The 13524-nt window shown below is 70.1% G+C and carries 11 protein-coding genes; 6 read left to right on the forward strand and 5 right to left on the reverse strand.

What is annotated here, in order from left to right; all coding sequences use genetic code 11:
• Positions 1 to 24: 24 nt before the first annotated feature.
• On the forward strand, positions 25 to 1470 hold the full coding sequence (locus AC1HFH_RS19340; RefSeq protein WP_480244203.1) for a M20/M25/M40 family metallo-hydrolase: 1446 nt from the start codon (positions 25 to 27) through the stop codon (positions 1468 to 1470).
• A gap of 9 nt (positions 1471 to 1479) precedes the next feature.
• Complete coding sequence (locus AC1HFH_RS19345) at positions 1480 to 1947, forward strand: 6,7-dimethyl-8-ribityllumazine synthase (RefSeq protein ID WP_480244204.1); 468 nt, start codon at positions 1480 to 1482, stop codon at positions 1945 to 1947.
• A 108-nt stretch (positions 1948 to 2055) separates the two neighbouring features.
• Here the strand turns inward: AC1HFH_RS19345 and AC1HFH_RS19350 are convergent, their stop codons facing one another.
• Positions 2056 to 3507: a neutral zinc metallopeptidase gene (locus AC1HFH_RS19350; RefSeq protein ID WP_480244205.1), complete on the reverse strand. Its 1452-nt coding sequence runs from the start codon at positions 3505 to 3507 to the stop codon at positions 2056 to 2058.
• Between the two features lie 86 nt (positions 3508 to 3593).
• Positions 3594 to 4541 carry an endonuclease/exonuclease/phosphatase family protein gene (locus AC1HFH_RS19355; RefSeq protein ID WP_480244206.1) on the reverse strand — a complete coding sequence of 316 codons (948 nt, stop codon included), beginning with the start codon at positions 4539 to 4541 and terminating at the stop codon, positions 3594 to 3596.
• An 88-nt stretch (positions 4542 to 4629) separates the two neighbouring features.
• On the opposite strand from AC1HFH_RS19355, the gene AC1HFH_RS19360 reads away from it, so the two are divergent.
• Complete coding sequence (locus AC1HFH_RS19360; RefSeq protein ID WP_480244207.1) at positions 4630 to 5037, forward strand: hypothetical protein; 408 nt, start codon at positions 4630 to 4632, stop codon at positions 5035 to 5037.
• On the opposite strand, the gene AC1HFH_RS19365 is transcribed toward AC1HFH_RS19360, so the two are convergent.
• From AC1HFH_RS19365 to AC1HFH_RS19375, 3 genes are all read right to left on the reverse strand, one after another.
• Positions 4980 to 7991, reverse strand: coding sequence for a bifunctional [glutamine synthetase] adenylyltransferase/[glutamine synthetase]-adenylyl-L-tyrosine phosphorylase (locus AC1HFH_RS19365; RefSeq protein WP_480244208.1), 3012 nt, complete (start codon positions 7989 to 7991; stop codon positions 4980 to 4982). The two genes, AC1HFH_RS19360 and AC1HFH_RS19365, sit on opposite strands and share 58 nt — an antisense overlap.
• Before the next feature lie 41 nt (positions 7992 to 8032).
• On the reverse strand, positions 8033 to 9373 hold the full coding sequence (glnA, locus tag AC1HFH_RS19370) for a type I glutamate--ammonia ligase (RefSeq protein ID WP_480244209.1): 1341 nt from the start codon (positions 9371 to 9373) through the stop codon (positions 8033 to 8035).
• Between the two features lie 77 nt (positions 9374 to 9450).
• Positions 9451 to 10926: an alpha/beta fold hydrolase gene (locus AC1HFH_RS19375; protein ID WP_480247902.1), complete on the reverse strand. Its 1476-nt coding sequence runs from the start codon at positions 10924 to 10926 to the stop codon at positions 9451 to 9453.
• Between the two features lie 244 nt (positions 10927 to 11170).
• Here AC1HFH_RS19375 and panB point away from each other — a divergent pair, with 244 nt between their 5' ends.
• The 3 genes from panB to pip all read left to right on the forward strand — a co-directional run bounded on the left by panB (position 11171) and on the right by pip (position 13522).
• Positions 11171 to 11992 carry a 3-methyl-2-oxobutanoate hydroxymethyltransferase gene (gene panB, locus AC1HFH_RS19380; RefSeq protein ID WP_480244210.1) on the forward strand — a complete coding sequence of 274 codons (822 nt, stop codon included), beginning with the start codon at positions 11171 to 11173 and terminating at the stop codon, positions 11990 to 11992.
• 100 nt (positions 11993 to 12092) lie between these two features.
• Positions 12093 to 12560, forward strand: coding sequence for a hypothetical protein (locus AC1HFH_RS19385; protein WP_480244211.1), 468 nt, complete (start codon positions 12093 to 12095; stop codon positions 12558 to 12560).
• Positions 12560 to 13522: a prolyl aminopeptidase gene (pip, locus tag AC1HFH_RS19390; protein ID WP_480244212.1), complete on the forward strand. Its 963-nt coding sequence runs from the start codon at positions 12560 to 12562 to the stop codon at positions 13520 to 13522. Before AC1HFH_RS19385 ends, pip begins: the two co-directional genes overlap by 1 nt.
• Positions 13523 to 13524: the final 2 nt, after the last annotated feature.

Here is a 13524-nt window from a genome sequence, read left to right on the forward strand (position 1 = left end):
CCCGCCGGGTGCGACGACAGGCCGGTGCCGTTCTCCGCTTCCGGTGCGGCTGCCCGGCATCCGGGTGACAATGCCGGGATGGAATCCGTCGACGACAAGACCGCCGAACGCCTGGCAGCTGCCCTGCGGTGCGCAACCGTCTCGACCGACGACCCCGCCGAAACGCCCGATGCGCAGTTCCGGGCCCTGGGCGAACATCTGGAACGCGAGTTCCCGCGGGTGCACGCCGAGCTCGAGCTGACCCGGTTCGGGCACAGCCGGCTCTACCGCTGGGCCGGTGCCGAGCCCGAGGCGACCGCGGCGATCCTGCTCGCCCACCAGGACGTGGTCCCGGCCGCCGACCCCGGCAGCTGGACCCATCCACCGTTCGCCGGGGTGGTGGACGACGAGTTCATCTGGGGTCGCGGCGCGATCGACGACAAGAGCCGGGTCCTGGCCCTGCTGGAGGCGGTGGAGCAGGCCCTGGCCGCCGGGCTCCGGCCGCAGAAGACGATCTACCTGGCCTTCGGGCACGACGAGGAGGTGTTCGGCGATGCGGGGGCGATGCGGATGGCCGAGCATCTGCGCACGGCCGGGGTGCGCGCGGACCTGCTGCTCGATGAGGGCGGAGTGATCACCGCCGGGGTGGCCGACGGGGTGGACCGGCCGGTGGCGGGCATCATGCTCGGCGAGAAGGGCTACCTGACGGTGCGATTGTCGGTGGCCGACGGCGGCGGACACTCGTCGATGCCGGGCCGGCAGACGGCGGTCGGCCGGCTGGCCCGGGCGGTGGCCCGGTTGCAGGACCACCCGATGCCGTTGCGGCTGCCACCGGTGACCGCCGATATGCTCACCCGGCTGCGGCCCGCACTGGATCCGGTCCGGCGCCGGTTGCTGGGCCTGACCGAGGGCACCGCACTCACCCGGATGAGCACTCCCCTGCTGACCCGGCTGCTGGCCGCCCGCCCGCAGACCGAGGCACTGGTGCGCACCACCACCGCACCCACGGTGTTCCACGGCGGCGTGAAGGCCAATGTGCTGCCCGCGAGCGCCGAGGCACTGATCAACTTCCGGATCCTGCCGGGCGATTCCGTCGCGGATGTGCTGAAACACTGCCGCCGGATCGTCCGGGACGACGGGATCGGGATCGCACCGGTCGGGATGGCCTCGGAACCGTCCGAGGTGACCGGCCCGGGCCCGGCGTTCGCACTGATCGCCGAGCTGACCGCGGACCTGGTGCCGGAGGCCGCGGTGACGACCGGCCTGGTCCCGGGGGCCACCGATTCGCGGCACTACGACGACCTGGCCGGCACCCGGTGCAATTTCGCGCCGATCGTGCTGACCGCCGCCGACCTGGCCCGCATCCACGGCGTCGACGAGCGGATCTCCCGGCGCGACTACGCCCGGCTGATCGAATTCGACCGGCGGCTGCTGCAGCGACTCGCCGAGCCCGTCCGGCGGGGTGTTCCCAGCCAAGTTACCGGAAAGTAGAATTCCGCCATGGATTCCTCATCTACCGGTGCCGTCGCGTTCATCCGCGCCAGCTGGCACAGCTCGATCGTCACCAAAGCGCACGAGGGTTTCCTCACCGAGTACACCGATCTCGGGTTCGACCCGGCCGGGGTCGAGGTGTTCGATGTGCCGGGTGCGTTCGAGATCCCGCTGCACGCGCAGCGGCTGGCGCGTACCGGCCGCTACGACGCCGTCGTCGCGGCCGCGCTGGTGGTCGACGGCGGGATCTACCGGCACGACTTCGTCGCCTCGGCCGTGATCGACGGCCTGATGCGCGTTCAGCTCGACACCGATGTCCCGGTGTTCTCGGTGGTGCTCACACCCCATCACTTCCACGAACACCGCGAGCACGTCGATTACTTCACCGAGCATTTCGTGACCAAGGGCGCCGAGGCGGCGCGGGCGGTCGCCAACACGCTCAGTTCGCTGCGGACGCTGCCGACCACGACGGGCTGAGGCACGCCGGCACCTCGCCGGGTGGTCCCCGTGACCACGACCGAGGACACGACGACGGGTACCTGCCACCGATCACCCCGGGGCAGGTACCCGTCGTATCGTCACGGATCAGGCGAAGCGGTCGTAGCAGGCCTGTTCCCCCTCGAAGACGCCCGTGCGGAACGCTTCGAGCCGCTGGTAGCCGGCCGCCACCACGTTGCCGTCGACATCAGCCGCGGCAGCCCCATCGGTGAGCAGACCGGAGATCGCCTCGTCCAAGTCGTTGGCGGACAGATGCGGATCGCTGCCCGGTTCGCTCAGTTTCGTGGTGACCGCACCGGACAGGCAGGCCGTGCGGAGTCCGGCGGTGGCGGCACCGGTCAACGACAGCCCCTTCTCCTCCTGCACGGCCAGCATGTACCGGGAAATGAAGACCACGAACGCGTTGTAGTCACCTTCGACGATCGCCGACAGCGGTTCGTCGGCGCCCGGCTGCTCCCCGGCCCGCGCCGCGAGGGCGGGGATATCGACACCGATGGTCCCCGAGTCCGGGCAGTACGACACCGGCTCGGTGGTCTCCACGCCGCGACAGTTCTCGGTGACCCCGGAATAGTCGTAGGCCGGGGCCTCGGGCAGCGGGAACATGTCCTCGAGCGCCCCGGCCAGGCTGTCGAGGTTCGTCTCGTTCACCTCGAGCTGGGTAGTGCGTTCGTCCTCGCTCTCGAAGGTGACCGGCAGACCGGCCCGGCGCTGCTCGATCTCCTCCTCGGTGATGTTCTTGCAGGCCTCGGCGCCGTCGGTGTAACCCATCTGCACGGCGGTGATCCGCTCGAATGCCGAGCCGTGCACATTGTCCGGGTTGTCGGGGTCACGGTCCCGGACCGCTACGGTGGCGCCGAGCACGCCGTTGAGCCCCTCGGCGGTGTTCAGCGTGAAATGCGCCGAATCGCCCTCGGCGACGTGCCGGATGAACACCCCGGCCAGGCAGTCGGCCTGCTGTTCCTTCATCAGCGCATCACCGAAGAAACCGCGCAGCCGGCCGGCCATCCCGGCCCGGCCCTGGATCGCATGGCCGTACTCGTGCGCCATCACCATGACCGCGGCTATATCGCCGAACTCCTCCTGCAGCAGCGGCATCAGGACCCCGCGGTCCCAGCCGATGGTGTGGTTGAGTGGGCAATAGGCCGCGTTGACCAGCCGGTAGGTGCTGCTGAACCAGCAGAAGGTGACCGCCTCGTCCTCGGGCGCGGTCGCATCCCAGGAGATGAGACTGTCGGCGGGCACGAACTCGTCGTCGAAGTGGTTGCCCCACTCCGCTGCCCAGAATTCCTCGATATCGGCGACGGCATTGAGCACCAGCCGGTCCACCGGGCCACCGTCGCCGTTCTCGGCGGTCAGCGGTGCGTCCGGCACCCCGGCGCGCGGCCCGCTGGGGCCCTCGTTGGACGTTGCACCGGCAATCGCCCACGGATTGTCCACTTCCTGCCCGGCGACCGCCGACGTACCGGAGCAACCGGCCACGAAGGTGGCTGCACTCAGCAACAGGGCAGCCGCCATCGGCGCGAATCGTGTTTTCCTCATCCGGATTTCCTCCCCATACATACCGATCCGGACACACTCCGCGATCGAATGCAGGCGATCGTAGTCGACCGCCCCGATGCCGTCGCCTACCGCACCATCCGGACCCGGGCCAGCAGCGCGCGGTGATCGGTGTCCGGAATGGTCAGCGAGCGCACCTGTTCGGCGACTCCGCCGGACACCAGGACGTGATCGATGCCGATCACCGGACCCCACGATCGACCGGCCGGATAGGTGGGCAGCAGCCCGGCCCCGGCCTGATCTGCGGCACTGTGCCAGTCACCGGTGAGCAGGGCGCGGTAGGCCGAATGGTCCCGGGTGGCATTGAAATCGGCACCGACGATGCCCGGTCCCGATGCCGAAGCCAGGATCTCCCGGGCCCGCCGCATCTCGGCGGACCAGGCCGGAAAGTCGAGTACCGGCGGCACCGGATGGAAGGCGAACACGGCGAGGTCGCCGACCTGCGGGTGTGCCACCGTGGCAGCGAGGTTCGCCATGTAGAAGCCGTCGAACTCCCGGGTCTCGCGCAACGGGTAGCGGCTGTAGATGCCGGTGCCGTCGGCCGCGGCCCCGACCTGGCGCAGGTAGCGGTACGGCAGTTCGGCAGCCAGTCCGGCCGCATCGAGCGCCGTCACGGCCTGCGTGGTCAGTTCGTTCAGGGTGAGCACATCGACCTGCTCGCGCCGCACCAGTTCGGCAACCGTCACCGGATCGGCGTTGCCCACCCACAGATTGGCCTGCAGTACGGTCAGTTCCGGGCCGTCGGCGGCGTGCCCGTCCGGGACGAACGGCGGCACCAGCGTCCACGCAGTGGCCACCGCGACCAGCGCGGCCGGTGCGGCGCTGCGCCAGGCCCGCCCGCAGAGCAGCAAGGTCAGGCCGATCGGTGCCGCCACCATCAGATAGGTCGCCCCGGAGGCAGCGAGCACCAGCGGTTTCCGCTGCCAGTCGATGGCATACAACGCCACGCCGGCCGCACCGGCCAGCACCCCGCACCAGCCCGCCACCAGCAGTGCCCGCCGCAACCAGATCCACATGACGGCCAGCCTAGAACCCGGACCTGTGGCAAATCTGTGACCGCAGCGCACCTGGACAGCGATGGCGGCGCGGGTAAGGATCACCCGCATGTACATCGAGGAATGCCGCGCCGGCGGACCGCTCACCGAGGCTGCCGTCGACGACCTGCTCGCCGTTGCGAGCCGGCATCGATCCCGTTTGACCCTCACCGTCTCCGGCCGGACCGTGCAGCTTCCGGTACTCGGGGTCTGCTGGTCCGAACTGGGAGTCACCGCAGGGACTCCGATCACGGTCGAGGCCGGCTACGGCACCGACCCCGAAGCCCGGGACGCCCTGGCCGACTTCACCCGCACACTGCACCTGGTCACCGGTGATGGCGACGCCGAACGCCCGGGAGCATCCCGCCTTCCGGCGCACCCGACCCGGCACACCGGGGCCGGCCGCCGAGCTGAGCCCCTTCAGACGCCGAACACCTCCTCGACCACGGCTCTGGCCCGCCGAGTCACCCGCAGGTAGTTGTCCAGGAAGGCGCTGCCGTCCTCGATCGGCCAGCCGGCGACCTGGGCCACTGCCGACAGCAGGCGGCCCGGGGCCGGCAACTGGTCGGTGGGCTTGCCGCGCACCAGCACCAGCGCGTTGCGTGCCCGGGTGGCGGTGAGCCAGGCGTCCCGCAACAACGCCACGCTGCCCGGGTCCAGGATGCCGTCGGATTCGATCACGTCGAGCGCCTGCAAGGTGGACGTGTTGCGCAACCCCGGATGGTCGTGGGCGTGCCGCAGTTGCAGCAACTGCACCGTCCACTCGATATCGGCCAGGCCGCCCCGGCCGAGTTTGGTGTGGGTCGCCGGGTCGGCGCCGCGCGGCAACCGCTCCGAATCCACCCGCGCCTTGATCCGCCGGATCTCGCGCTCGGTGTCCGGCGAGACCCCGCCGTCCGGGTATCGGATCGGGTCGACCGCCCGCAGAAAACGCACCCCGAGCTGCTGGTCTCCCGCGACCTGATGGGCACGCAGCAGTGCCTGCACCTCCCACGGCTGCGCCCACTGCCGGTAGTAACTCTGATAGGCGGCGAGGGTCCGGACCAGCGCACCGCTGCGCCCCTCCGGACGCAGGCCCGCATCCACCTGCAGCGGCGGATCGGTGGTGGGCGCGCCGAGCAGGCGCTGGACCTGTTCGGCGATCCCGGTCGCCCATTTCACCGCCACCGTCTCGTCCGCGCCCGGGCGCGGATCGCAGACGAACAGCACATCGGCATCGGACCCGTAGCCCAGCTCCATCCCGCCGAGCCGGCCCATGCCGATCACGGCCAGATCGGCCGGCGCGGGCTCGCCCCGTTCCGCCTCGGACGCCCGAATCAACGCGCGCAGTGCGGCTTCCAGCACCGCCACCCACACCGATGACAACGCCCGGCACACCTCGGTGACATCCAGCATGCCCAGCAGATCCGCGGAGGCCACCCGGGCCAGTTCGTGGCGGCGCAGCGACCGCGCCGCAGCTACCGCGCGTTTCGGGTCCCGATGCCGGGCCGCGGCGGTGAGAATGCCGCGGGCGACCTCTTCGGGCTGCGGATCGACCAGCCGTGGACCGGCCGGGCCGTCGGCGTACATCCGGATCGTCTCCGGCGCCTTGATCAGCAGATCGGGCAGGTATTCCGAGGAGCCGAGCACGATCATCAACCGCTGCGCGATCGCCCCCTCGTCCCGGAGTTCGCGCAGGAACCAGATCTGGTCGATCAGGGCCTCGGACAGGCGGCGGTAGGCCAGCAGCCCGGCGTCCGGGTTCGGGGTGTCCCCCAGCCATTCCAGCAGCGTCGGCAGCAGTAACGCCTGGATACGCCCTTTCCGCGAGACGCCGCCGGTGAGTGCCTTGAGGTGCCCCAGGGCGTTCTCCGGCGCGGCGTAGCCGAGTGCGGCGAGCTGCCGGACGGCGGCGCTCGGACCCAACCGCAGCGCATCGGAATCCAGCCGGGCCACCGAATCCAGCAGCGGGCGATAGAACAGTTTGGCGTGCAGTCGCCGCACCCGGACCGCGTTGCGGCGGATCTCCGCATCGAGCACCCCGATCGCGCTCTGCCGGCCGTCGGGATGGATCGCGGCGGCGCGGGCCAGCCAGCGCATCCCTTCCTCGTCGTCGGCGGCCGGCAGGGTGTGCGTGCGTTTCAGCCGCTGCAGCTGCAGCCGGTGTTCCAGCAGCCGGAGGAATTCGTAGGAGCGGGTCAGGTTGGCGGCGTCTTCGCGGCCGACGTAGCCGCGGCGGGCCAGCGCCTCCAATGCTTCGACGGTTCCGGCCACGTGCAGGGCGTCGTCCACTCGGCCGTGCACCAGCTGCAGCAGCTGGACCGCGAACTCGACATCACGCAGGCTGCCCGCACCGAGTTTGAGTTCCCGTTCCCGCAGATCGTCGGGTACCAAGTCCTCGACCCGGCGGCGCATCGCCTGCACATCGGGTACGAAGTCGGGGCGCTCGGAGGCGGTCCACACCATCGGCATCACCGCGTCGCGGTACTGCTGCCCCAGCTCCAGATCGCCGGTCATCGGCCGGTTCTTCAGCAGCGCCTGGAATTCCCAGGTGCGCGCCCACCGCTTGTAGTAGGCCAGGTGCGAATCCAGGGTGCGCACCAGCGCTCCGGCCTTGCCTTCGGGCCGCAGCGCGGCGTCGACCTCGAAGAACGCCTGGCTCGCGACGCTCATCATCTCGGCGGCGAGCCGGGTCGCGGTCGCGTCGGCCGGTTCGGCGACGAAGACGACGTCCACGTCGGAGACGTAGTTCAGTTCCCGCGCACCGCATTTGCCCATGGCGATCACGGCCAGCCGCACCGGCACCGGGCCGTCCTTGCAGACCCGGGCCACCGCCACCGCCAGGGCCGCGGTCAGCGCGGCATCGGCCAGGTCCGAGAGGTGGCGGCCCACCACGGGATACGGCGGCGCCGGTTCGTCGCCCACCGTCGGCGCCACGTCGACCGCGGCCAGCAGCATCAGCTGATCCCGGTAGCGCTGCCGCAGCAGCGGGATCGCCTCCGGCCCGGAATCACCGGCCCGGTACAGCATCCCGGCATCGCCCCGGTCGTCCGCCGGAACCGCCGCGACCGCATCGAGCAGATCGGCCAGCACGTCCGCCGCGGACGGCAGCTCCGGCCGGAGCAGCAGGCGCCAGCGGTCCGGGGTCGCCACCAGATGGTCGCCGAGCGCCGTGGACGAACCGAGCAGGGCGAACAACCGGGCGCGCAGCGTGGTGTCGGCGCGCAGGGCGGCGTCGAGCTCGGACCAGTCGCCGGACAGTGATTCGCGCAACCGCATCAACGTCGCGAGCGCCAGATCGGCGTCGGGAGCGCGGGACAACGACCACAGCAGCGGGACACTGTCGACGTTGTCCCAGCCGAGTTCGCGCAACGAATCCGACGCCGACGGCTCGAGCAATCCGAGCCGGCCGACGCCGGGCACAGCGGGACGGGCAGACGAGGGCCGGACCATGATTCAAACCTACCCGGTCGGCCGCCGCCCGGCGGAGCTCCCTACAGCCCCAGGTACTCCTTCAGCTCCCACGGCGTGACCTGGCTGCGGTAGTCGGCCCATTCCCGGCGCTTGTTGCGCAGGAAGAAGTCGAAGACGTGCTCGCCCAGCGTCTCGGCGACCAGTTCGGACTTCTCCATCGACTGCAGCGCCTCGTCGAGGGTGCCGGGCAGCTCCCGGAAGCCCATCGCCCGCCGCTCGGCGGAGGTCAGCGACCACACGTCGTCCTCGGCCTCCGGCGGCAGCTCGTAGCCCTTCTCGACCCCGCGCAGACCGGCGGCGAGCAGCACCGCGAAGGTCAGGTACGGGTTGCAGGCGGAATCGGGGCTGCGGATCTCGACCCGGCGCGAGGAGGATTTGTTCGGCGTGTACATCGGCACGCGCACCAGCGCCGAGCGGTTCGACCGGCCCCACGAGGAAGCGGTCGGTGCCTCACCACCGTGGATCAGCCGCTTGTAGGAGTTCACCCACTGGTTGGTGACCGCACTGATCTCCGGTGCATGCTCCAGGATGCCCGCTACGAAGGAACGCGCGGTCTGCGACAGGTTGTCCGGATCGTCCGGGTCGGCGAACGCGTTGGTCTCGCCCTCGAACAGGCTCATATGGGTGTGCATCGCCGAGCCGGGGTACTGGGAGAACGGCTTGGGCATGAACGTCGCCCGCACACCCTCGTCGATCGCCACCTCCTTGATGAGGTAGCGGAAGGTCATGACGTTGTCGGCCATGGACAGCGCGTCCGCGTACCGCAGGTCGATCTCCTGCTGCCCGGGCGCACCCTCGTGGTGGCTGAACTCCACGGAGATACCCATCGACTCGAGCGCGTCGATGGCGTGTCGGCGGAAGTTCGGGGCGGCGTCGTGCACGGCCTGATCGAAGAAGCCGCCGTTGTCGGCCGGCTGCGGCTGTGCGCCGTCGTAGGAGCCCGTCTTCAGCAGGAAGAACTCGATCTCGGGGTGCACGTAGCAGGTGAAGCCGACATCGCCGGCCTTGTTGAGCTGCCGGCGCAGCACATGCCGCGGATCGGCCCAGGAGGGCGACCCGTCCGGCATGGTGATGTCGCAGAACATCCGGGCCGAATGCTGATGCCCCTTGGACGAGGCCCACGGCAGCACCTGGAACGTCGACGGATCGGGCCGCGCGACCATATCCGCCTCGGACACCCGGGCGAAGCCCTCGATGGCCGAACCGTCGAAGCCGATGCCCTCTTCGAAGGCGCCTTCCAGCTCGGCGGGGGCGATGGCGACCGACTTGAGATAGCCGAGCACATCGGTGAACCAGAGACGCACGAAGCGGATGTCCCGCTCTTCGAGCGTCCGCAGCACGAATTCCTTCTGGCGATCCATACCGGCGAGCGTAAGCATGCGGCGTTAAATCCGTGTTACATCCGTGCTCAGACTTGCGATCCGTGCGCGTAACGCGCTCAGCAGGTGAGCCCGTCGGCGGGCAGCTCCAGCCGCACCAGATAGTCGATGACGGCCGAATCGACGCATTGGACTCCACCCACCAGCGCCACGGTGTGCTGATTGCCCCGATAGGTGATCAATGCCGCATCCAGTTGCTCGGCCAGATCGACACCGGCCCGGTACGGGGTGGCCGGATCGTCGGTCGTCGAGACCACCACGGTCGGCGGCAGCCCCGGCACCTCGATCCGGTGCGGCTCACCGGTGTTGGGCACCGGCCACGCCGCGCACACCTCCAGCGGTGCGGCCCCGGTGCCCAGCCCGTCGTCGAGGAACGGGGCGGCCCGCCGGTACTCGGCGTCCTGGCGAGCCACCACCTCGCGGTCGGTGATCGGCGGGTCGTCCACACAGCGGATCGCGTTGAAGGCGTCCTGCACATTGGTGTAGGTGCCGTCCGGCAGCCGGCCGTCGTAACTGTCGGCCAGCGCCAGCAACGTGTCGCCCCGGCCGTCCTGCAGCTCCACCAGGCCCTGGGTGAGGACATTCCACAGGGATTCCGAATACAGCGCCTGCTGCACGCCGGTGATCGCATCGTGGTAGCTGAGACCACGCGGATCGTCGGTGACCGCGGGTTCGGACATCAGCGGATCGACCAGCTCACGGAACCTGGGCACCGCTCGCGCCGGATCCGGCCCCAGCGGGCAGCTCGACTGCTCGGCGCAGCCGGCGGCGAAGGCATCGAACACCCCCTGGAAGCCGGCGGCCTGCCGCAGCGATTCCTGCACCGGGTCCTGGGCCGGATCCACGGCACCGTCCAGGACCAGAGCGCGGACCCGGTCCGGGAAGCGCTCGGCATAGGCGGAGCCGAGCCGGGTCCCGTACGAGTAGCCGAGGAAGGTGAGCTTCGGGTCCCCGAGCACTGCCCGGATCACATCCATGTCCTGCACCACCTCGCGGGTGCCGAGATGGGCGAGGAAATCCGCACCGGTGCGCGCCACGCACCGCTCGACGTATTCGCGGTTGTCCGCCTCGGCTGCCGCGATCCCCTCCGGGGTGTTCGGCAGCGGCGGTTCCGCGCGCTCGGCGTCGGCCTCCGCAGGCGTGAGGCAGGTGACCGCCGGCACCGACGACCCCACCCCGCGCGGATCGAAACCGACCCGGTCGAACCGGCGCGCCAACTCGGTACCGGTCCCCAGCGAGGACATCGAGAGCCCGGAGACCCCCGGGCCGCCCGGATTCGCCAGCAGGGAACCGATCGGCGTCCCCTGCGCCCGCACCCGCGACAGCGCGATCTGTGCGACCTCCCCGCCGGGATCGGCATAGTCGACCGGGACGGTGATGCGGGCGCATTCGGTGTTCGGCGGAATCCGGTCACCCGGGTTGCCGAAGCCCTCGCAGGAGCCCCAGGCGACCGGCTGCTCGTAGAACTCCGCGAGCCCGTCCGGGGCCGGCGGCAGCGGGCCGTGGTCCGGCTCCGCCCGGGTACACGCCACCATCAGGGCCGGCACCACTGCCAGCAACACGACCAGCCTGCGACGCCGCACCCGCCCACCTCTTCCGCTCCGCGCCTGCCGGCGCAGTTCCCGACTCCCGTCCCGGACGAACCTACCCGGCGGCACGTTGTGACCAAGACCACCCGGTATCGCCCTTAATCCGGTGGTCGCGCGGGTGGCACACTGAATTTCGTCACCGACACCCGGGGACCCGATCCGGGCCTCGAGGAACACGACGAAAGGGACGATGATGTCCGTCCATTCTGCCGAACCCGCTCGGAAGACCCGCGTCCACCATCTGCAGCAGATGAAGGCCGACGGGCAGAAGTGGTCGATGCTGACCGCCTACGACTACTCCACCGCACGCATCTTCGAGGAAGCCGGCATCCCGGTGCTGCTGGTCGGCGATTCCGCGGCCAATGTGGTGTACGGCTACGACACCACCGTGCCGGTCACCGTCGACGAGATGATCCCGCTGGTGCGCGGCGTGGTCCGGGGCGCGCCGCATGCCCTGGTGGTGGCCGACCTGCCGTTCGGCACCTACGAGGCGTCCGCCGAGCAGGCCCTGGCGACCTCGGTGCGGTTCCTGAAGGAAACCGGCGCGCATGCGGTGAAGCTGGAGGGCGGTGAACGGGTCGCCGCGCAGATCGCCGCGATCACCGCGGCGGGCATCCCGGTGATGGCCCATATCGGCTTCACCCCGCAGAGCGTGAACACCCTCGGCGGGTTCCGGGTGCAGGGGCGCGGCGACGCCGCCGAACAGCTCATCGCCGATGCGCTCGCCGTCCAGGAAGCCGGCGCCTTCGCGGTCGTGATGGAGATGGTCCCGGCGGAACTCGCCGGCCAGGTCACCCGCAAGCTCACCATTCCCACCGTCGGCATCGGCGCCGGCGCCGACTGCGACGCCCAGGTGCTGGTGTGGCAGGACATGGCCGGCTACACCAGCGGCCGGACCGCCAAGTTCGTCAAGCGGTTCGCCGCACTGGGCGACGAGCTGCGTTCCGCCGCCGCCGGGTATGCCGAGGAGGTCCGCGCGGGCACCTTCCCCGCCGCCGAGCACAGCTTCTGAGCCATCCGCTCCCGCCGGGCCGGAGGAGGAACAGCGGCCCGGCGGAGTACCGGAAGATGGCAGACTCGATATCGAGATGTCGAGTCGAGCAGAGGTATCGATGACCGAGAGCGTCGCGGTGGCGAGCGGCCGATGGGGCCGGCGCCGATGGATTGTCCGAAGCGCAGCGCTGGTCGCGGGCATGGCGTGTACCGCCGCGCTGACCGCGTGCCAGGGTTCCGACGAGGCGGATTCCGGCAGCGCCGGTGCCGATTCGACGACCACCACCGCCGCCCCGCGGGAGACCGATCCGGCTTCCGGCACGGTCACCGACGCCGCTGCCGCCGATCTGTGCGCAATGATCGAACCGCAGCTCTCCCACTTCCGGGTGCAGGGCCCCACACTCGGCCGGATCGGCCTCAACGCCCTGGTCCACGAGTGGGCACTGCGCAACGGCGGCCTCAACGCCGCGGTCCTGGCGGACAAGGCGATGGTCGACCGGGCCACCGAAGCGGCCTGCCCACAGGTGCACGACGAAGCGGTGACCGCGCTCGAACTGCCCGACCTGGCCGCCGGATTGGCGTTCTGATGCGCACCCTGTACCCGGCGATCGAACCCCACGAGCAGGGCACGCTGGCGGTCGGTGCCGGACAGTCGGTGTACTGGGAGGTCAGCGGGAACCCGGCCGGTAAGCCGGTGGTGTTCGTGCACGGTGGCCCCGGTGGCGGCACCAACGGGCTGCAACGGCGGTTCTTCGATCCGGCGGTGTATCGGATCGTGCTGTTCGACCAGCGTGGCTGCGGACGTTCGACCCCGCATATCGCCGACGGCGCCGACCTGACCGACAACACCACCGAGCAGCTGATCGCCGATATGGAGCAGCTGCGCACCCATCTCGGCATCGACCGCTGGCAGGTGTTCGGCGGTTCCTGGGGCTCCACGCTGGGACTCGCCTACGCGCAGCGATACCCGGACCGGGTCACCGAACTGGTGCTACGCGGCATCTTCCTGTTGCGCCGCAAGGAGATCGACTGGTACTACAACGGCGCCGCCGGCAATGTGTACCCGGAACAGTGGGAACGTTTCCTCGCGCCGGTTCCACCCGCCGATAGGGACGGCGACCTGGTGGAGGCCTATCACCACCTGCTGCATTCGCCCGACCCGGAGGTCGCACTGGCCGCGGCCGTGGCCTGGTCGACCTGGGAGGGCGCCACCAGTGCGCTGCGCCCGCAACCGGACCGGGTCGCCGAAACCGGTGAGCCACGATTCGCCCTCGCCTTCGCCCGGATCGAGAACCACTACTTCCGGCACGGCGGTTTTCTCGACGAGGGGCAGTTGCTGCGCGATATCGACCGGATCGCCGGCATACCCGGCGTCATCGTGCAGGGCCGCCACGACATCGTCTGCCCGGCGGTCAGCGCCTGGGAGCTGCATCGGGCCTGGCCGGGATCGGAACTGCACATCGTCGACGACGCCGGGCACACCGCTCACGAACCGGGTATCACGCACCACCTGGTCGAGGCCACCGACCGATTCGGCAAGGAGAACTGATC

This window comes from Nocardia sp. KT25-26, from assembly GCF_056627695.1.